At 36.0% G+C, this 21,460-nt stretch carries 18 protein-coding genes; 7 read left to right on the top strand and 11 right to left on the bottom strand.

Translation table 11 applies throughout. From position 1 onward, the window contains the following. Window positions 1-32: 32 nt before the first annotated feature. From ACX6U0_RS09265 to ACX6U0_RS09255, 3 genes are all read right to left on the bottom strand, one after another. A complete protein-coding gene (locus tag ACX6U0_RS09265; RefSeq protein WP_464959669.1) occupies window positions 33-1,598 on the bottom strand; it encodes a glutathione ABC transporter substrate-binding protein in 1,566 nt (521 codons plus the stop codon). Window positions 1,599-1,766: 168 nt separating this feature from the next. Beyond that, complete coding sequence (locus tag ACX6U0_RS09260; protein WP_464959668.1) at window positions 1,767-3,239, bottom strand: amidohydrolase family protein; 1,473 nt, start codon at window positions 3,237-3,239, stop codon at window positions 1,767-1,769. A 135-nt stretch (window positions 3,240-3,374) separates the two neighbouring features. Continuing rightward, complete coding sequence (locus ACX6U0_RS09255) at window positions 3,375-4,931, bottom strand: glutathione ABC transporter substrate-binding protein (protein WP_464959667.1); 1,557 nt, start codon at window positions 4,929-4,931, stop codon at window positions 3,375-3,377. Window positions 4,932-5,169: 238 nt separating this feature from the next. Here ACX6U0_RS09255 and nikC point away from each other — a divergent pair, with 238 nt between their 5' ends. The 7 genes from nikC to ACX6U0_RS09220 all read left to right on the top strand — a co-directional run bounded on the left by nikC (window position 5,170) and on the right by ACX6U0_RS09220 (window position 11,872). Further along, window positions 5,170-6,039 (top strand): nickel transporter permease, encoded by an 870-nt coding sequence (nikC, locus tag ACX6U0_RS09250; RefSeq protein ID WP_464959963.1) that lies wholly within the window; start codon window positions 5,170-5,172, stop codon window positions 6,037-6,039. 12 nt (window positions 6,040-6,051) lie between these two features. Beyond that, a complete protein-coding gene (nikB, locus tag ACX6U0_RS09245) occupies window positions 6,052-6,972 on the top strand; it encodes a nickel ABC transporter permease (RefSeq protein ID WP_464959666.1) in 921 nt (306 codons plus the stop codon). Between the two features lie 12 nt (window positions 6,973-6,984). Continuing rightward, a complete protein-coding gene (locus ACX6U0_RS09240) occupies window positions 6,985-8,010 on the top strand; it encodes an ABC transporter ATP-binding protein (RefSeq protein ID WP_464959665.1) in 1,026 nt (341 codons plus the stop codon). After that, complete coding sequence (locus ACX6U0_RS09235) at window positions 8,010-8,996, top strand: ABC transporter ATP-binding protein (RefSeq protein WP_464959664.1); 987 nt, start codon at window positions 8,010-8,012, stop codon at window positions 8,994-8,996. Before ACX6U0_RS09240 ends, ACX6U0_RS09235 begins: the two co-directional genes overlap by 1 nt. Before the next feature lie 87 nt (window positions 8,997-9,083). Then, entirely contained in the window at window positions 9,084-9,851 is a 768-nt protein-coding gene (locus tag ACX6U0_RS09230; protein ID WP_464959663.1) for a sensor histidine kinase, read from the top strand. Then, window positions 9,848-10,546 carry a response regulator transcription factor gene (locus ACX6U0_RS09225; protein ID WP_464959662.1) on the top strand — a complete coding sequence of 233 codons (699 nt, stop codon included), beginning with the start codon at window positions 9,848-9,850 and terminating at the stop codon, window positions 10,544-10,546. The genes ACX6U0_RS09230 and ACX6U0_RS09225 overlap by 4 nt, the downstream gene beginning before the upstream one ends. Before the next feature lie 3 nt (window positions 10,547-10,549). Next, window positions 10,550-11,872, top strand: a complete 1,323-nt coding sequence (locus ACX6U0_RS09220; protein WP_464959661.1) for a sodium:solute symporter family transporter — start codon at window positions 10,550-10,552, stop codon at window positions 11,870-11,872. 74 nt (window positions 11,873-11,946) lie between these two features. On the opposite strand, the gene ACX6U0_RS09215 is transcribed toward ACX6U0_RS09220, so the two are convergent. The 8 genes from ACX6U0_RS09215 to hrcA all read right to left on the bottom strand — a co-directional run bounded on the left by ACX6U0_RS09215 (window position 11,947) and on the right by hrcA (window position 21,385). Then, entirely contained in the window at window positions 11,947-12,765 is an 819-nt protein-coding gene (locus ACX6U0_RS09215) for a peptidoglycan-binding domain-containing protein (protein WP_464959660.1), read from the bottom strand. Between the two features lie 261 nt (window positions 12,766-13,026). After that, window positions 13,027-14,361 carry a tRNA (N(6)-L-threonylcarbamoyladenosine(37)-C(2))-methylthiotransferase MtaB gene (gene mtaB / locus ACX6U0_RS09210; protein ID WP_464959659.1) on the bottom strand — a complete coding sequence of 445 codons (1,335 nt, stop codon included), beginning with the start codon at window positions 14,359-14,361 and terminating at the stop codon, window positions 13,027-13,029. A 4-nt stretch (window positions 14,362-14,365) separates the two neighbouring features. Then, on the bottom strand, window positions 14,366-15,118 hold the full coding sequence (locus tag ACX6U0_RS09205; protein ID WP_464959658.1) for a 16S rRNA (uracil(1498)-N(3))-methyltransferase: 753 nt from the start codon (window positions 15,116-15,118) through the stop codon (window positions 14,366-14,368). 1 nt (window position 15,119) lies between these two features. Beyond that, window positions 15,120-16,070: a 50S ribosomal protein L11 methyltransferase gene (prmA, locus tag ACX6U0_RS09200; protein ID WP_464959657.1), complete on the bottom strand. Its 951-nt coding sequence runs from the start codon at window positions 16,068-16,070 to the stop codon at window positions 15,120-15,122. Between the two features lie 154 nt (window positions 16,071-16,224). Further along, window positions 16,225-17,355 (bottom strand): molecular chaperone DnaJ, encoded by a 1,131-nt coding sequence (gene dnaJ / locus ACX6U0_RS09195; RefSeq protein ID WP_464959656.1) that lies wholly within the window; start codon window positions 17,353-17,355, stop codon window positions 16,225-16,227. A 383-nt stretch (window positions 17,356-17,738) separates the two neighbouring features. After that, a complete protein-coding gene (dnaK, locus tag ACX6U0_RS09190; RefSeq protein WP_430509669.1) occupies window positions 17,739-19,562 on the bottom strand; it encodes a molecular chaperone DnaK in 1,824 nt (607 codons plus the stop codon). A gap of 161 nt (window positions 19,563-19,723) precedes the next feature. After that, a complete protein-coding gene (gene grpE / locus ACX6U0_RS09185) occupies window positions 19,724-20,299 on the bottom strand; it encodes a nucleotide exchange factor GrpE (RefSeq protein WP_464959655.1) in 576 nt (191 codons plus the stop codon). 57 nt (window positions 20,300-20,356) lie between these two features. Next, entirely contained in the window at window positions 20,357-21,385 is a 1,029-nt protein-coding gene (hrcA, locus tag ACX6U0_RS09180; RefSeq protein ID WP_464959654.1) for a heat-inducible transcriptional repressor HrcA, read from the bottom strand. Window positions 21,386-21,460: the final 75 nt, after the last annotated feature.

The following is a 21,460-nucleotide window of genomic DNA, read 5'->3' as shown; positions in this document are numbered from 1 at the left end:
GAAATAATGCGCATTTGAAGGCAGTCGGCCTATTATTTAATTGCTACATCATTGATTTCTAAATAGCCAGAAGGACTGATTGAAAACCCTTTTACGTCTTTTGCCACTGCAGCGACATTTTCAATTACTCTTACAGGAATATAAGGTGTGTCATTCATTTCTATTTCCTGAGCCTCTGCATAAAATTCTTTTCGTTTATCTTCATCTTTTTCTTTACGTGCAGCATTAATTAAATCATCAACCTGTTGGTTACTATAAAAAAACGTGTTTCCTGCTCCACCTTGTGAGTCAGTGTGAAACAGATTATATTGGTTATAATCCGCATCGCCTGTTGCATTTCTCCAACTAATGATGAACATTTCCGATTGTCCACTATTTACTCGTTCAACAAACGAGCCATATTCCATAACCTGTACCTTTAGATGAATCCCAATCCCAATTAATTGCGATTGTAAAACCTCTGCTAAGTTCACTCTTTCTTTACTATCCATTGTTAAAATTGTTGCATCAAAGCCTTTTGCATACCCTGCTTCAGCCATTAATTTCTTTGCCTCTTTTAAGTTATACTCGTAAGCTTTTAGCTTTTCGTCATATCCAAATACTTTTGACCCCATTAACGAGTTTGCTTTTACACCAACATCATTAAATACTCCTTTTATAATTGAATCCATTTCAACTGCATGAGCAATTGCTTTACGAACTCGAACATCATTAAATGGCTTTTTGGTCACGTTAAACCCAATATATTCTGTTCCATAGCCTTCACTTCGATAAATATCCATTGCTTGAGAAGACTCTACTTGATCCATAACAGCAACTGGAAGTGGTTCAGCAATATGTGCTTCACCTGTTTCGATCATTGATATCCTTGTAGAATCTTCTGGTACAACTTTGAAGACTACTTTGTTTACTTTTGGCTCATCTCCCCAGTAGGCAGTGTTTTTAACTAATCTAATTTCTTGTCCTGGTGACCATGAGTCAAACTTAAAAGGTCCAGTTCCATTCGGTTCTTGAATAATGTTTTTGCCGTATTTTTCAATTGTCTTTGGACTAATAATTCCACCTTCATGATTTGCTAGAATTGAAAGTAATGGTGAGAACGGTTCTTTTAAAATAAATTGAACTGTATACTCATCTATAACTTTTATTTCTTTTACCATTTTCAAAACGACGGCTCTTGGTGAGGCTACATTTGGATCTAGTAATCTATCAAATGTCTTTTTCACTGCAGAAGCATTAAAAGGTGTTCCATCATGGAACTTCACATCATGTTTTAGTTTAAATTCCCAAGTTGTATCATTCAGTTGTTGCCATTCATCTGCTAGCATCGGCTGAATTTCATTATTTTTATCTCGTTGTACAAGTCCTTCATAAACTTTATGATGTGTAACACTCGCAGCATTAATTGTGGACATAAACTGCTGGTCCAAGTTTTCAGCATCTGAAAGGCGAGCAATGACTAATGTACCTCCTTCATTTGAACTTTGGTTCGGGTCATTTGCTTTTGTGCCTACATTTTCATTAGATGAACATCCAGTTAAAATAATAGCTGTAATCAGTACAAGAAAAATCTTTCCAATCTCACATTTGAATTTCATGGACTTCGACCCCCTGCTTTTATTTTGCAACCTCAACATTTATCTAATTATATAAAATATTCAGAATATTATTTTCGAAAATCTTTACTATCTTTTTCAGTTTCTTTACCTATTTCATTTCCTCAGTTTTTAAAATTTTGTTTGAAATTCAAGGTTAGTTGAGTTTATTTATTCAATCGATTCTACATATTGAAAAGATGGTTTAAATAACTCCGTCTCTGGCAGTTGCTGATAATCTCTATCCAAATATCCTTTTCTCATCTTTTCGAAATATATTTGACCTTTTGCTTTTACTTCTTCTATATCTATATTTGGAATCTGTTGGTTTTTCATGACGATTTTGCCATTTATAATTGATAATTTAACATCTCTACCTGATGCACTAACAAACATAGTCCGAATCGGATCATCAATTACCCCCATATGAAATCCATTCAAGTCAATGGCAATTATATCTGCTTTTGCTCCCTTCGCAATTCGTCCTAGATCATCTCTACCGAGAAAAGCTGCGGCATCAAGCGTCACTGAACGAAAGAAGTCAGCATATGTTGACCCTTCGACCTCTTTTTCAAACAAGCGTGAGAGCATGCTTCCTGTTCTTACATTTTGAAAAATATCGGGAGGAAAAGTATCTGTACCAATTGCAATATTGATTCCTTCTCTTTTATATTTTGCAAATGACTCTAGCAGAGACCCATGTCTTCCGATAATCAATGGGCAATGAATAACTGTAGTGTTTGTTTCTTTAAGTAGTGAAATATCGTTATCAATGTCACAATTTGCTTCGCTATACCCTGACACAAAATGAGCATGAGGGATACCGGTTTTTTTGCCAAGGAATCCTAAATTATATAAATACCTAATTGGTGTGACACCATGTTCTTTTAGGATTGTGTTAAATTCAAAACTACCTTGTGCTGCATGCAGCTTGATTGGAACATTTAATGTTTCACTATATTCTTTTGTCTTCATTAGTACATTTGCGGTTTGGGACTCGATTCTTTCAGGTGCTAGCATACCTCGAACTAATCCATCATAGCTACCATCAAATTCTTCAATGAATTGTACAGCTCTTTCTAAACCAGCTTCACCTTCCTTTTCATCCCAATACATATTAATTGTTCCATCAGGTTCAACAGCTCGAATCCCACATTGATAACTTGGACCAAGATAAATTCTTAAACCTAAATTAGCAGCATGTTTTGCAGCAGCAGTTAATTCTTCATATGTTTCGGCCCATTTTTTATAAAAAACTGAAGTGATTGGCATTGCGGTTGTGATTCCATGAAGAATGAGTTGGGAATATGCATAAAGAGATTTAAATTCTTCCTCCTCTGCAGTCATACATTCACTATGTCCTTTTTTGATATATTCTTTAGACCACAGTAGATTCTTTTGTTTTGTGCTACTAGCTTCTAAATGCAGAATATCATGGTCAATATCACCTAGCGCATTTAAATCAATGAATCCTGGACTAATAATAGAGTTTCCAATATCGATCACTTCTGAAACCTCATCATCATAAGACTTTCCGACATAAATGATCGTATCATTTTCATAGACGACTTCTGCATTTTCCAACATAACGTGATCCTCACCATTAAAAGCAATTACGTATCGACCTTTTAGCTTTGTTTTCATCTTTATCTCCTTTTTCTACATCTCTTATTTCTCCAACATAAAAACGGGTATGCCCCAAAATTATTTACTTTTATCCTCCTAAACTGTAAAGACAGCATATTTAACTTATGCTGTCTTTACATGTTTATTTTGCAATTATTTCACTGTAATATCATCAAGCATTAAATAGTTTGCAGGGTTTAACCATAAACCGTTAACAGATTTTCCATAAACAGCTAAATGCTCATAGTTACGAATTGGTACGTATGGTACTTCTTCCCTTTCAATTTTTTGTGCTTGAGAATAAAGTACTTTCCGTTTTTCACTATCAGATTCTTTACGAGCTGATTCAATTAATTGATCTACTTCTGGATTACTATAGAATGCACTGTTACCCGCTGCACCTTGCGATTTACTATTAAAAAGATTAAATTGGTTATAGTCTCCATCTCCAGTTGCATTTCCCCAACCACCGATTGAAACTTGGTGCTCACCTTTTGCTGTTGCATCAATATAAGCTCCATATTCTAGAACTTGAATTTTCACATTGATTCCAATTCCTTTTAATTGTGACTGAATAACCTCTGCCATATTAATTCTTTCTTTACGATCACTTGTTGTTAATGTAAATTCTAAGCCGTCTTTTACTCCAGCTTCTTCTAATAATTTTTTTGCTTCATTAATATCGTATTCGTATCCTTTAATTGTTGGATCATACCCGAATACCTTTGGACTCATTGTAGAATTAGCCTTTGTACCAATATCGTTATAAACACCTTTAATAATTGCATCGACCTCAATTGCATGTGCTACTGCTTTTCGAACTCGAATATCATCAAATGGTTTTTTCTTCGTATTGAAGCTTAAGTATTCAACTGCAAGTCCATCTGTTCTGTACAAGTCCATTGTGTCTGATGCTTCAATTCTTTCAATTTCCGTTACTGGAACTTGATCTGTTACATGAGCTTCACCTGTTTCAATCATTGCAATCCTCGTTGCATCTTCAGGTACAACTTTAAAAACGACTCCATCAATTTTTGGTTTATTTCCCCAATAATCCTTATTTTTAGAAATCGTAATTTCTTCGCCTGATTTCCAAGAATCGAAGACAAATGGGCCTGTTCCAACTGGGTTTTGTCCAATTTTATCGCTGTTCTCTTTAATTGATTTCGGACTAATAATACTACCCTCATTACTTTCAAGAATTGATAAAAGTGGAGCATATGGATATTTCAATACAAATTGAACTGTTGTTTCATCGATTACTTTAATTTCTTTAATCATTTCTAATTTACCCGCTTGAGGTGAAGCTGTCTTTGGGTCTAGTAGTCTTTCAAAATTTGTTTTGACTGCTTCTGCATTAAATGGTGCACCATCATGAAATGTCACACCTTCACGAAGTTTAAACTCCCAAGTAACGTTATCAAGCTGCTTCCATTCTTCTGCAAGTAATGGCTGTGGTTCCATATTTTTGTCTGGAACGACTAATGTTTCATATACCTTTTCATACACAACATTTGCAGATGGGATATCTGTAATGAAATGCGGATCTAATGTCGTCGCATCGGATAGTCGTGCAACAACTAGTGTTCCTCCTGCTTTTGCTTTTGTTCCCGATGCATTACTGCTTGTTTTATCTGATGTACAAGCTGATAAAACAGACGAGACTGTTAATAGTGATGCAAATAATAATCCAACCGTTTTCTTTCTCATTTTGATTCCTCCATTTCATCCTTGCCTTTGTTTCTCCAAGTTTTTGTAATGAGTACATCAGGCTTAATCAAATTATAAAAAAAAACAAAATTTTATATTTTCAGAATCTTTACTCGTTTTTTTAATATCTTTACTGCTTTCCATCATCATATTTACTTCAATACCTATTTTGAATAAATTTAATGAAAGAAAAGGAGGAACTACAATGAAGCCAGAGATCGCTATGAATCAATCCGAAATGACTATTGTAAAAAAAGAATCTCAAAAACTAAAACGCTGGAAAGCATTTTATAAGAAGTTTAAGAGAAATAAATTGGCACTGATTGGTGGATATATTGTACTGTTTTATATTTTAGTCGCTATTTTTGCACCAATTATTTCACCACAGGATCCTTTTAAAATTGATTTAGTAAATAAGCTCCAGCCCCCGTCATTAGATCATTGGATGGGTACTGATGATAAAGGAAGAGATATATTAAGTAGATTAATATATGGTAGTAGACTTTCACTAACAGTTGGTTTTGTGTCAGTATTTTTTGGGGCAGCCATTGGAATTTTCCTAGGTTTATTGGCTGGATATTACGGAAAATGGATGGATACGATTATTATGCGAATCGTTGATGTACTTCTTGCTTTCCCTGGAATCTTACTTGCATTAGCTATTATTAGTGCACTTGGACCAAGTTTAATCAATGTAATGGTAGCAGTTGGTGTATTTTCAATTCCGATGTTTGCTCGAATCGTACGTGGTTCAACGCTATCAGTTAGAAAGCTTGAATATATAGATGCCATTCGTGCATTAGGTGCAACGGATGTAACAATTATTATGAAACATATTTTTCCGAATATTCTATCACCTGTAATCGTCCAAGCTACTCTTCGTTTAGCTACAGCTATTTTATCAGCAGCAGGTTTATCTTATCTTGGATTAGGTGCACAACCTCCCTCGCCAGAATGGGGTGCAATGTTAAGTAGTGGACGGGATTATTTATTTAGTGCCCCACATATAGCCTTATTCCCTGGAATTGCGATATCAACTCTCGTACTTGGCTTTAATATTTTTGGTGATGGTTTAAGAGACGCACTTGACCCTAGAATGAAAAAATAAGGAGGAAAGCGAATGTTACTATTCATTATTAGAAGAATCTTTCAAACAATACCTGTTTTACTCGGAGTAAGTTTAGTCGTTTTTCTTATTATGCAGATGGTTCCTGGTGACCCTGCAACACTTCTTGCAGGTGAAGGTGCAACAAAACAAACAATTGAAATGGTCCGTCATCAACTTGGATTGGATCGTCCAATCCTATACCAATATTTTGATTATGTATTTCATGCGATTCAAGGGGATTTCGGCGAATCTCTTCGTAACAATCGACCTGTTTTAGACGAGATTATGGTCCGACTACCTATTACATTAGAGCTTGCCCTTGCAAGTATTATGATCACAGTTGTCCTTGGTATGATTGCTGGTATTATATCCGCTACGAAGCAATATTCGATTGCTGATATTTCAATTATGATTATTGCACTATTAGGAATCTCTTTACCTAGTTTTTGGTTTGGACTCATGTTAATCTACTTTTTCTCTGTTAACCTTCATATATTCCCTGTTGCAGGTTGGGGTACGATTCAGCATATGATTCTACCTGCCATTACACTCGGAGCAGGTGGTGCGGCGATAGTTGCCAGAATGACACGCTCTAGCATGCTAGAGGTTGTACGACAAGATTATATTCGAACTGCAAGAGCAAAAGGATTAAAAGAACATGTCATCATTTACAAGCATGGACTGAAAAATGCCTTAATCCCAGTCATTACAGTTGTTGGCCTTCAATTTGGTGCCCTGCTTGGTGGCACTGTATTAACAGAATCAGTATTTGCGATTAATGGACTTGGTAGACTAATAGTTGATGCAATCCGAACGAGAGATTTGCCGATGGTTCAAGGTGGCGTTTTAATCGCTTCTGTCATCTTCGTATTTATGAACTTAGCTGTTGACGTACTATATCGATATTTTAATAAACGAATTGACTTAAACTAAGGAGGTACTTAGATGAAACAATTTAACGAAAACATACTAGAAGTTAAAGATCTCGAGACCTACTTTTTTACAGAAGAAGGAACGAGTAAAGCTGTTAATAAAGTCAGTTTTTCATTAAAAAAAGGTGAAACACTCGGGATTGTCGGTGAATCTGGAAGTGGAAAAAGTATTACTTCATTATCCCTTTTAAGATTAATACCTTCCCCTCCTGGAAAAATAGTTGGGGGTAATATTTACTTTAAAGGTGAGGATTTACTAACGAAAACAGATAAACAAATGCGCTCTATCCGTGGCAATGAAATTTCGATGATTTTTCAAGAGCCGATGACTTCACTGAATCCAGTTTATTCAGTCGGCGAACAAATTGCAGAAGTAATTCGCCTTCATCAAAACCTTGGAAAAAAAGAAGCGTGGCAAAAGGCTGTAGACATGCTGAAGCTTGTTGGAATCCCCTCTCCAGAAAAAAGGGCAAAACAAGAGCCACATGAGCTTAGTGGAGGAATGAGACAAAGGGTAATGATTGCAATGGCACTTGCATGTCATCCTGAGGTATTAATTGCAGATGAACCGACGACAGCCCTCGATGTAACCATTCAAGCACAAATATTAGAACTCATTAAAAATTTACAAAAAGAGTTCGGAACTGCGGTTATTTTGATAACCCATGACCTTGGCGTTGTCTACGAATCATGTGATCGAGTTGCAGTTATGTATGCAGGGAAAATCGTTGAATATACAACAGCAAAAGAACTATTCGAAAATCCTAAACATCCATATACGATTGGTTTATTAAACTCTTTACCACGATTAGACATGGACCAGGAAGAATTAACAACAATTCCCGGTACTGTTCCTAGTCCATATAACATGCCAAAGGGGTGTAGCTTTGCTCCTCGTTGTGCATATGCAAAGAAAATTTGCGAAGAAATAGTCCCAGATTTACAACACGTTGATCGGAGTACACAAGTTAGCTGTTGGAAGCATACTGTTCAGTGGGATCGAGAATTTGTTTTACATGAGAAAGTAGGTGTCGAATAATGAGTATCACAGTTGAAGAGAAAAAGGTTTTATTAAGTGTAAATCAATTAAAACAATATTTCCCGATCAAAGGTGGCATTTTCGGAAGAACAGTGAATCATGTTAAAGCTGTTGACGACATTAGCTTCGATATCTATCAAGGTGAGACGTTAAGTATCGTTGGTGAATCTGGTTGTGGCAAATCGACAACTGGAAGAGCGATCCTTCGACTAGATGAACCCACTAGCGGTACAATTCAATTTCAAGAAAAAGATTTGCTTGCTTTAAGTACGAAAGAAATGCGCAAGGTAAGAAAAGATTTACAAGTTATTTTTCAAGATCCATTTGCTTCACTTAATCCAAGACAAACTGTGGAACAAATCCTTAGTGAAGCATTGGCTATTCAAAATGTAGTACCAAAGGAAAATAGAAAACATAGAATTGAGGAATTACTTGGTCATGTTGGCTTAAGACCTGAATCAATGGAAAGATATCCTCATGAATTTAGTGGAGGGCAACGTCAGCGAATTGGTATTGCTAGAGCGCTTGCAGTTGAACCAAAGTTAATTATTTGTGATGAAGCTGTTTCTGCACTTGATGTTTCAATTCAAGCTCAGGTTTTAAATTTATTAAAATCACTTCAAAGACAATTTAATTTAACTTTTCTTTTCATATCTCATGATTTAGGTGTTGTTAGACATATATCTGATCGTGTAATGGTAATGTATTTAGGGAAAGTCGTGGAAATCGCTGATAAGAAGTCCATTTTTGAACAGCCTCAACACCCGTATACGAGAGCATTATTATCAGCCATACCCGTACCAAATCCGGTGCAAAAAAGAGAAAGAATCATTTTAACAGGTGACGTACCTTCACCGATTGATCCACCAAGTGGTTGCCGTTTTCATACGCGCTGTCCTTTCGCAATTGATATTTGTAAATCACAAGCTCCTGAATTGAAAATTTCTGCTCAAAATCATCAAGTGGCTTGTCACATCGTGTCATAAGTAGTATAGTTTTTCGAAAGGTAACTTTAAATCAGTTAGAAGATTGATTTTATTTCGAACAAAATATTTTAAAATTGAGGTTCATCGATGCTTAGTTACGAAGGATTTACATTATTAATTATGCTATTTATCTTAGCTCCTATTATGGGAGCTATTGCTCTTTTATTTCTATTTGTATTTGAGAAAAAAATTGATTTGCTTGAAAATAAAAACAGGGAAATCCGCTTAGAACAGGCACTTCAAGAAGCACAATATAATAAATTAAACCAGCAAATTCAACCTCATTTTTTATTTAATACACTCAATGTTATTTTAGGGTTAGCACGCTTAAATAGAAAATCTGAATTGATTCGTGCGCTTGAAGCTTTTTCACAATTCTTGAAATTTAAATATAAAGCGTCCGAACCATTAATCCCCCTTGAACAAGAAATACAATATACGAAGCATTATTTAGATATCCAAAGTATTCGATTTGGCGATCGATTGAAGATCGATATGGATTGTCCGAAGCAATTATATATTGCTCTTGTTCCCCCATTCATTTTGCAGACCTTGGTTGAGAATTCATTTAAACATGGTTTAGAAAAAAAAGTTGGCGAAGCTCTTCTCAATATTCGTTTCTACCAGGAATCTGAATCTGTTTATTTAGAAGTGATTGATAATGGATTAATGGGTTTAAATGTTTCAGTTTCAGATCAAGATGGTCATGGATTGGACAATATAAAAAAACGTTTGGAGTTATATTTTAATGACCGAGCCCTAATTCAGATTTCTTCAATTGAATCAGGAACAAAGGTAAAGGTTGTTTGGCCAATAGTTTACAATCAGACAAATGAGGAGGTAGCCAAAAAATGAATGTATTATTAGTAGATGACGAACCTTTAGAACTAGAACAGATGGAATACATGATTAAAACTACTTTTCCTTTATGGAAGTTTCATAAAGCTGCCGACGCATGCCAAGCTCTAACAATCAACCAAAATCATAAAATTAACATAGCCTTTTTAGATATTAATCTACCAGGTCGGTCTGGTCTTGAGTTTGCTGAAGAATTAAGGACAATTAATAAAGAAGTAGATATTATAATGGTCACAGCCTATCAAAGTTTCGATTATGCTAGGCAATCCATTAGAATTGGTGTTGTTGATTATTTAACGAAGCCAGTTATTGAGAGTGATTTACAAAAAGTATTAGCAAAATATCAGGATAATCAATCGTCTAATGATTATTCAAGTTTAATTTTTCAAGCACTTTTATTTATCCATGAAAATTTTGCAGAGAAGTTAACACTTTCTGAAATTGCACGAGAAGTGCATACAAACCCAACATATTTAAGTAGAAAATTTCATGAAGAAGTCGGCATGCCCTTTTCGGAATATATTATTCATTATAGAATTCAAGCCGCTAAACGTTTCTTAACGAATAATCCAACTTGGAATATTTCAGATGTTGCTGAAAACTCAGGATTTAATAGTCAGCATTACTTCAGTACATTATTTCGAAAAATAGAAGGAATTACACCGAAAGAGTACCGTGAGAAAGGAAAGTAAACATTGAATCAACGATCATTTAAAGAATATGTACAAGGCCCCGTTCAAATTGGGATGGGAATGGGAATTCTCTCTTTATTAGCTCGCTGGGTGACAGGGTCAACAATTTTATCTTCTCCTGAATCAATGGTGAAATATGGCGTATTCGGTGGAATTGGTTATGCATTGATGGGAGCATTCGCTTTATTTGCTTTTAGTTTTATCGGTAAAAGAGTTAGAAGGGATTTTCCAGACGGATTAACGATCGGAGATTATTTAAAAACAAAATTAAATCCACTTGGCTATTGGACTTTCGTACTCATATTATTCGTAACGAGTTTACATATTTTATTTATCCAAGGAATGGCTGCTTCTACACTTTTTAGATTTTTATTTCATTCCCCTCTTACTATTGAAATGTTTCTTTTTATTAGTTTTTGTGTTCTGTTTGCAGGATTTGGTGGGTTAAAAATGATTCATCATCTATCAGCATTTAAAATTATTATTATGTTTGCTGCCGTCATACTTATTCCTTTATATTTTTTCGTCAAAGAAGGGATTCAACCTGTGTATGACGGAATTCGTCTTTATCACCCTTATATGTTAGTGATTAATCATTTTGATATATGGAGCTTTCTGATTGCGGGTATGCTCGTTGGATTCGGTCAGTTTTTCTTTGACCTGACTTCTTGGCATCGATTATTTATGATAGAAATCAAAAAAGTACCATTAACTTTTTCATTAACGGGACTGATATGGTTAATCTTCCCATTATCATTTTCATCACTTTTTATCATTGTCATTTTCACAGGTGGGTTCACGGATATTCAATCAATTCTAGTTGGACTGGCAAATAAAATTACGACCCCATTCTTTTTTATTCTGTTTGTTTTATGTGCATTTAGTGCCATCATAACGACTTTTGGGGCAGGGCTTCATTCGCTAGTTAGTTTCATTGTATTGAATGTAATTGGACCGTTTCGGAAGAACTCGAATGACCAACAAAAACTAAGAATGTCATATTTACTATCTATTTGTATTGGGGTCATCATATATTTTGCTACAATCTTAAACTCCTCATCAATTGTAGAATTATTATTTTACTCAGGAAATATTTACTCAGCATTATTGGCACCAATTGTTGCAATTGTTTTTAGTAAGGGCAAAGTCTCGAATATCATTCCATTCAGTACTGTTTTTGGTATCATTGTTTCGTTCATTTTTCTTCCGTTTGTAAGTGACTTTCAAAGCATTTGGATTAGTGGATTTGTTTCATTTTTCATTGTCATGACACATACAATTTTCAAGTCTATCATCAAAAGAAAAGTTTATCACGCAAATTCGTGAGACTAATTCTTATGAAACGAAAAGAGCATCGGAGATACGATGCTCTTTTTTCCTACAGATTCCATTTGAGAATATTAATTTCCACCCTTACTTGGTGGTGGGTTTTCATTTCCACCTTTGCTTGGCTCTTCATTTCCACCTTTACCTGGTTGCTCTGTTTCGCCTTTTCCAGGTTGTTCAGTTTCACCCTTACCTGGTTGTTCAGCTTCACCTTTACCTGGTTGTTCAACTTGACCGCCGCCTTGGCCTTCGCCTTCACCTGCTCCGCCTCCAGCGCCACCGCCTTCACCTGCTCCGCCTCCAGTGCCGCCACCTTCACCTGCTCCGCCTCCAGTGCCGCCACCTTCACCTGCTCCGCCTCCAGTGCCGCCGCCTTCACCTGCTCCGCCTCCAGTGCCGCCGCCTTCACCTGCTCCGCCTCCAGCACCGTTGCCATTTCCTGCTCCGCCGCCTTCATCTGCTCCGCCTCCAGCACCGTTGCCATTTCCTGCTCCGCTTCCAGCACCGTTACCTTCACCTGCTCCATTTCCAGTTCCACCGCCAGCATTAAATTTCACAACTGCATACGCATAAGAAATAGATTCAAATGTAGCTTTATCGACTGCTCCAGTTACTGGAAGTCCATGAGTCTTTTGGAAATATCTTACACCTTTAACTGTTAAGCTATTATAATGACCTGTTATTTTACCAGAGTAACTACCAATTGATTTCAGCATACCTTGTACTACGAAAACATCAGGTCCTTCAGATCCTTTTCCAAAAGCAAAACCTGTCGTAGATAAACCAAGTGCTAGCATCAATGATAATAAAACTGTTCTAAAGCTTTTTTTACTAAAACGAATGATAGATTGATTTTTGTCATGAGCAATTTTTGCTCCATTAAATTTCTTCACTTGCTACTACACCATCCCTCAAAAATTAAGAATTTTTTAAACTACAAATTTTACTATTCCCTTTACATTTTCAAAAATGCATCTTTTATATCTCAAAAAAACAAAAAAATCCTTGAATAAAATAGAAGGTAATCACGTTCATTTCATGGTTATGATAGTGAGATGTGAGAAATAAAGTATTTTTAAAAATTAAAACTCATAAAATACAAAAAGCCTAGTTCAATTACTGAACTAGGCAATGATATTTCGTATTTATGTTAATTAGTTAACTGCTACATCTTCAAATACTCGAACAAATTCACCTTTGTTCACTGGGTAACCAGCTTGAGCAATTTTGACTTTGACAATTTTACCAATCATATCTTCAGTTCCTTTAAACACAACTTTAAGATAGTTATCAGTGTATCCGATTAGATAGCCTTCATGACCGTCTTCAGTGTATGTTTCTTCTGGAATAACCTCAAGAACTTCACCGTCAAACATTGATGCGTATTCTTTTGCCAATTGGTTTGAAAGTTCGATTAAACGATGTACTCGTTCGTTTTTAATTTCTTCATCAACTTGATCTTCCATACGTGCAGCAGGCGTACCTGTACGTTTTGAGTATGGGAATACATGAAGCTCAGAGAATTTATTGTCTCTAATAAAATTATAAGTTTCCATAAATTCTTCTTCAGTTTCGCCTGGGAAACCAACAATTACGTCAGAAGTAATCGAACAATTTGGTAATACTTCTCGTAATTTCTCAATTCTTTCAGCAAACTGTGCCATCGTGTACTTACGACGCATACGTTTCAGTACAGTGTCAGATCCTGATTGTAATGGAACATGTAAATGTCTTACAACAATATTTGAATGACGTAACACTTCAATTACCTCGTCAGTAATTTGACTAGCTTCAATCGAAGAAATACGAACACGTTTTAAACCATCGACAGCCTCTAGGTCTTTTAATAACATTGAAAGATTATAGTCCTTCATGTCTTGACCATATCCACCAGTATGAATACCTGTTAGTACGATTTCTTTGTAACCAGATTCAACTAATTGAGTTGCTTGGCGAACAACTTCTTTTGGATCACGAGAACGCATTAATCCACGAGCCCAAGGGATGATACAAAAAGTACAGAAGTTGTTACAACCTTCTTGAATTTTTAAAGATGCACGTGTACGATCAGTGAAAGCTGGTACATCTAGTTCCTCATAAACACGCGCTTTCATAATATTTCCTACACCATTAATTGGTTGTCGTTCAATACGATATTGCTCGATATAATCTAGCATTTTAGTTCGATCCTGTGTACCAACTACTATGTCGACACCTGGAATCGCCATGATTTCAGCTGGTGATGTTTGCGCGTAGCAACCAGTTACACAAATAACCGCATCTGGATTTTTGCGCACGGCACGACGAATCACTTGTCGGCTCTTTTTATCACCTGTATTTGTAACTGTGCAAGTATTAATTACATAAACATCAGCTTGGCTTTCATATTCCGTACGGTCATAACCTGCTGCTTTAAATAGCTGCCAAATTGCTTCTGTTTCATAATGATTAACTTTACAGCCTAATGTATGAAAAGCTACTTGTGGCATTTCTTCACCCCATTAATTCAAAATGATAGGAGGCAGCCGCTAATACATAAAATGGTGCTGTTTCTGTCCGTAGAATTCTAGGTCCTAACCCACAAAGTTTTGCACCTTTCGCTGTTAGCTGGTCAACTTCTTTTTCAGACAATCCACCCTCAGGTCCGAATACAACTAATAATCGTGTCCCTTCTTTTAATGACTGGAATGTTTGAACGAGCTGTGCTGTTTCTCCTGTTTTTGCACTTTCTTCATATGCTACAATACACGCATCAAATTTCGGTATGATATTAAGTAATTGTTGAAAAGCTACTGGTTGATCGACGGTTGGGACAATATATCGATACGATTGCTCCGCAGCTTCCTTTGCAATCTTTTGCCATCTATCTGTTTTTTTACTTGCTTTTTTATCATCTAATTTAACAATTGAACGAGCAGCAGCAAATGGTAAAAATCCAGAGGCACCTAATTCTGTACCTTTTTGGATAATCAGTTCTAATTTATCTCCCTTTGGAAGACCACTTGCAATCGTAATTGAAATTGGCAGTTCATTTGTATTCTCAACATATTCTACAACAGTAGCAGTTACTGTTTCACTAGAAATATTTGTAAGGACACAACGCACTGTTGAAGATCCTGGTACTGTACAAATGATTTCTGCTTCTGGCTTCATTCGCATAACATTTGAAATATGATGCGCATCATCACCACTAACTGTGACAATATCATTTTGTAGTTGTGTTGCTTCTATAAAATATCTTTGCATATTAAATCACTTGGGCTGGTTTTTTTGCAATAATTGCAACCCAGTCCTCCAAATGAATCACTTCTTCAATTTCAAATCCAACTCGTTTCAGTTCATCTTCAATATCTTGTTGCTTTGAACCAATAATTCCTGAAGAAATGAAAGTTCCTTCTGGTGATAAAACATTATATACATCTTCTACAAAACGAAGAATAATTTCTGCAAGTAAGTTTGCTACAACAACTTGGAATGGTCCATCGATACCTTGTAATAGATTGTTTTGGTCTACTTTTATGACATCATCAACTCGGTTTAAACGAACATTTTCTTTTGCACTATTTACCGCTACATCATCTAAATCATATGCTTCAATATTCGTAGAACCAAGTTTAGCTGCTGCAATACTTAAAACACCAGAACCTGTTCCAACATCGATGACGCGGTCTGTTACTTTCACAACTTTTTCAAGTGCACGAATACACATAACTGTAGTTGGATGAGTACCAGTACCAAATGCCATACCTGGGTCTAATTCAATAATTAGTTCATCATCTTTTTTAGGCTCATATTCTTCCCAAGTAGGAACAATCGTAAATCGATCTGAAATAGAGATTGGATGATAATACTTTTTCCAAGCAGTTGCCCAGTCTTCTTCATTTACTTCATGGATTGTAAATGTGTTCTTACCTAAATCAATATCAAATGAAATCAGATTATTGATTGCTTCTTTAATTCCGTCGACAGTATCATTTAAAAAACTATTCACAGGAAGGTATGCTTTTACGATTACACCTTCCTCTGGATAATCTTTTGGGTTTAGTTGGTAGATTTCACCGTACACCTGCGCTCGTTCCTTCGTCAAATCAAACACATCCTCAATGACAACACCACTTGCACCTGCTTCGTGTAAGATGTTAGAAATCGGTTCAACCGCATCTTGTGTAGTGTGAATACTTAACTCTGACCATTTCATAAATCTACCAACTCCATTCATACTCTCTTCTTTAGTCGGCAATACCCTCTAACCTATTCCAACGGTATAGAGGGTGCCATTTATTTTACTCTTCAATTATTATTGTTACCATTTTCTACCTTACATAACGGCCGAACATTTATTTATCAATGACTCAATCGTTAAAATTCTTCACTGCACGTTTTAACTTTGTAAAAAATGAGTCATGTTTATCGTCTTTATGGTCTTTACCAATATTATAGAACTCTTCTAAAAGCTCTTTTTGACGACTTGTTAGTTTCGTAGGTGTGATAACTTTTACGATAACATGTTGATCACCTTGACCATATCCACGAACATCTTTAATCCCTTTTCCTTTTAGACGCATTCTAGTACCAGTTTGCGTTCCTGCAGGAATTTTTGTTTTCACTTTACCATGAAGTGTTGGTACTTCAACTTCATCACCTAAGGCTGCTTGCGCAAAAGTTAACGGTAATTCACAGTAAATATCATTTCCATCACGCTCAAAGAACTCGTGATCACGAATATGGAATGCAATATATAAATCTCCAGCAGGTCCACCATTTTTACCTGGTTCACCTTGACCTGATAAACGAATTTGTTGTCCATCATCGATACCAGCTGGGACCTTCACCATAATTTTCTTACGTGTTTTCACACGTCCTGCACCATGACAAGTATTACATTTCTCTTTAATGATTTGTCCAGTTCCTTGACAGTGTGAACATGTTGTACGGTTAACAATACGTCCAAATGGTGTATTTTGTTCAACACTCATTTGACCTGAACCACTACAATGTTTACATGTTTCTTTTGACGTTCCAGGTTTAGCACCCGATCCACTACAAGTGTTACATGTTTCTTCTGTTGGAATTTCAATTTCTCTTTCCATTCCAAAAGCAGCTTCTTCAAACTGAATTGTCATTGTATATTGTAAATCAGCTCCTGCTCTCGGTGCATTAGGATCACGACGACGACCGCCTCCGTTACCACCAAAGAACTGACTGAAAATATCTTCAAATCCAAAACCTCCACCACCAAAGCCGCCTCCGCCGAAGCCTTGGTTTGGATCTGTGTGACCAAACTGATCATAATGAGAACGTTTTTGGTCATCCATTAACGTTTCATATGCCTCTTGTACCTCTTTAAATTTTTCAGGTGCATCAGCATCTTTATTTACATCAGGGTGATATGATTTTGCTAACTTACGAAACGATTTTTTTATCTCATCTTTTGAAGCACTCTTACTTACACCAAGGACTTCATAGTAATCACGTTTACTCATAGTGTTTCAATCCGCTCCTTTCACATAAAGAATATTTTAACATATTCTGTGCTTTTCTAAAAGAAAATAAAGAAAACTCGTCGACTGACGAGCCATTTGGACGAAGTCAGAGGCGTAGTTGCACTTATACTTTATTCATAAAATTGGCTACTACGTCGAGTGCTCATCATTGCTTCCAATTTATACTTTCTTAAAGTGAGAAAAGTCAAAGCCAAGACTACCCTGACTTTGACTTTCCCATTGTGTCTATATATTTATGAACTAACTCGAATGACTTGCCTCTTTAGATAAATGTCCAAGCTAAGTAATCGATAAAACTAAAGCATTACTTAACTTGTTTATTTGATAATTAGGGCTGAATAAGTCAATCGGTTTTACGTTTATTATTTCTCGTCTTTCACTTCAGTAAACTCAGCGTCTACTACATCGTCTTGTTTTGCTCCACCTTCAGCACCTTGAGCTGCTTGCTGAGCTGCAGCTGCTTGCTCATAAAGTTTCATTGATAAAGCTTGAACGATTTCTGAAAGAGCATCTTTCTTCGTACGGATGTCGTCTAAGTTTCCAGCTTCTAAAGCAGTTTTTAAAGCGTCTTTTGCTTCGTTCGCTTTTGTAACTTCTGACTCATCAACTTTACCTTCAAGATCTTTTAATGTTTTTTCAACTTGGAACACTAATTGATCAGCTTCGTTTTTAAGGTCTACTTCTTCTTTACGTTTTGCATCAGCTTCAGCGTTTAATTCCGCTTCTTTAACCATGCGTTCTACTTCTTCGTCACTTAAGCCTGAAGAAGATTGGATTACAATGTTTTGCTCTTTTTGCGTTCCAAGATCTTTCGCACGTACAGTAACGATACCGTTTTTATCGATGTCAAATGATACTTCGATTTGTGGAATTCCACGTGGTGCTGGTGGAATATCAGATAATTGGAAACGACCTAATGTTTTATTGTCATTAGCCATTGGACGCTCACCTTGTAGCACGTGAATGTCTACTGCAGGTTGATTGTCAGCAGCTGTTGAGAATACTTGTGATTTACTTGTAGGAATCGTAGTGTTACGATCGATTAATTTTGTAAACACTCCGCCCATTGTTTCAATACCTAATGAAAGTGGTGTTACGTCTAGTAATACTACGTCTTTTACATCACCTGTTAATACGCCACCTTGAATTGCAGCACCTAAAGCTACTACTTCATCAGGGTTAACACCTTTATGTGGCTCTTTTCCTGTTTCTTTTTTGATTGCTTCTTGAACTGCAGGAATACGAGTAGATCCACCAACTAAGATAACTTTGTCGATTTGACTAGCTGTTAAGCCTGAATCTTTCATTGCTTGACGAGTTGGGCCTAATGTTCTTTCTACTAAGTTATGAGAAAGCTCTTCAAATTTCGCACGAGTTAAGTTTAACTCTAAGTGTAATGGACCAGCTGCACCCATGCTGATGAATGGTAATGAAATTTGAGTAGATGTAATACCTGATAAGTCTTTTTTCGCTTTTTCAGCTGCATCTTTTAAACGTTGTAAAGCCATTTTGTCTTGGCTTAAGTCAACGCCATTTTCTTTTTTGAATTCAGCTACTAAATAATCGATGATCACTTGGTCAAAGTCGTCTCCACCTAGACGGTTGTCACCAGCAGTTGCTTTTACTTCAAAAATACCATCACCTAATTCAAGGATTGATACGTCGAATGTACCGCCACCTAAGTCATAAACTAAGATTGTTTGGTCTTCATCCATTTTATCTAAACCATAAGCTAAAGCAGCAGCAGTTGGCTCGTTAATAATACGCTCTACTTCTAAACCAGCGATTCTACCAGCATCTTTAGTTGCTTGACGCTCAGCATCGTTGAAATAAGCAGGTACTGTAATAACAGCTTTTGTTACAGGCTCTCCTAAGTATGCTTCAGCAGATGCCTTTAAGTTTTGAAGAATGATAGCAGAGATTTCTTGTGGAGAATAATCTTTGCCTTCGATATGTTCTTTATGAGTTGTACCCATATGACGTTTGATTGACATAATTGTGTTAGGGTTTGTAATTGCTTGACGCTTTGCTACTTCCCCAACTTGACGCTCTTCATTTTTGAACGCAACAACTGACGGAGTTGTACGTCCACCTTCTGGATTTGGAATTACTTTAGGCTCTCCGCCTTCTAATACTGCTACACAAGAGTTTGTTGTACCTAAGTCAATACCGATAATTTTACTCATTGCATGTTCCTCCTAAAATCTAGAAAAATATTTTATAATTAGTATTTAGCAATTTGATTATATTGAATGACAACATTGGGTGTGGTCTGATTATGTAATCAGTGATTAGCAAAGAACATCTTTACCATTCACTAACACTATTAATCATTTGCCCTAATGTTTTATTCGTTAACTTTAACCATTGAAGGACGAATCACTCTATCTTTCAACTTGTAGCCCTTTTGGAATTCTTGAAGGACTTCATTTGATGGTTTTGAAGAATCACTTTCTTGCATGACTGCTTGGTGGAAGTTTGGATCAAACTGTTGTCCAAGTGCAGGAATTTCTTCAATACCTTCTTTTTTAACAGCTTCAACTAATTGACGATAAACCATTTCCATCCCTTGTTTTAAAGATGCAGTTTGCTCATCAGTTGTTTCAACCTGTAATGCTCTTTCGAAATTATCTAGTACAGGTAATAGATCTGTTACTAGACTTTGTGCTCGATAAGTCATTAACGATTGTTGGTCCATTAATGCACGACGTTTGTAATTTTCAAAGTCAGCATGTAGACGTAAGTATTTGTTTTCTTTTTCTTCAATCTCAGCACGTAGCTTTTGAAGCTCGTCCTCGTTTGAATTCATTTCTTGAGTTTGTTCTTCTGTAAAGATTGAAGGTTCTTCAACAGTAGTTTCTTCATTCACTACCTCATCAGTAATTGTTTCTTCTTTTACAAGATCTTCTTGACGTTCTGTCATGTCACCTTCACCTCCTATTTTTTTATATGTAATCCATTGTTTCTATTCACAATGGATTTATTCAACATCCTTAGATGAAAATAATAAGTTTAATTGTCCTGTGATTAAATGCATTAGTGAGATCACGCGAGAATATTCCATTCGAGTAGGCCCTAAAACAGCAAATGTACCGATTTGATTTTCACCTAAAGAATAAGTCGCACTGATAATACTAACGTTTTCTAAACCAGACTTTTCATTTTCTTTACCAATTTTGACACTAAGACCTAACTGTTCAATTGGAAGAATACTCTTTAATTCATCCTTTTTTTCAATCATGTTTAACAATACTCTCATTGTTTCTACATCATGAAATTCCGGCTGAGCTAAAATATTCGTTTTCCCACTCAAAAACAGTTTTTGTTCAATTGGTACATCAATTGTGTTACTAACCATCTTTAGTACGCTCTCATAATTAGTAATATGTGAACGTAAGATCATCGCAACTTCTTTATAGAGTTTGTCATTTAATTGATGAATTGGTACATTTATTAAACGCTCATTTAATATATTTACCATTTTTTCAATATCACTCATCGACACGCCTGGTGGAATCGTAACAGTACGATTTTTTACAATACCAGTATCTGTCACAATAATCGATACTGCTTGATTTGTTCCAATTGGAATCAACTGAATACTTTTTAACCTGTTTTCAGAAACCTTTGGACCAAGCGCAATAGTCGTATAATTTGTTAAATCAGATAATATGTCAGCAGAGTTTTTCACAAGCTTTTCAATCTCAAAAATGCGTTCAGCAAAAACACTTTTTACAGAACGAGCATCATCTTCATTTACAAGCTGTGGTGATAAAAGATGGTCAACATAAAAACGATACCCTTTTTCAGAAGGGATTCGACCTGCGGAACTATGTGGTTTTTCAATATACCCAAGATCTTCTAAATCCGCCATCTCATTCCTGATCGTTGCCGAACTAAATGAAATACCTTCTTTTTTAGAAAGACTCCTTGAACCTACAGGCTGTGCCATGCGAATAAAGTCATCGACAATAATTTGAAGAATCATTAATTGTCTTTCAGTCAACATGATTATCACCTCTATTAGCACTCTTATCAAGTGAGTGCTAAATATATTATTAACTTAACAAATCCTTTTTATAAT

It is taken from the genome of Gottfriedia sp. ABJ_BB2_2, from assembly GCF_055484705.1.
Note: the sequence above shows the minus strand (reverse complement) of the source record. Positions and strands in the feature narration are given on the sequence as shown.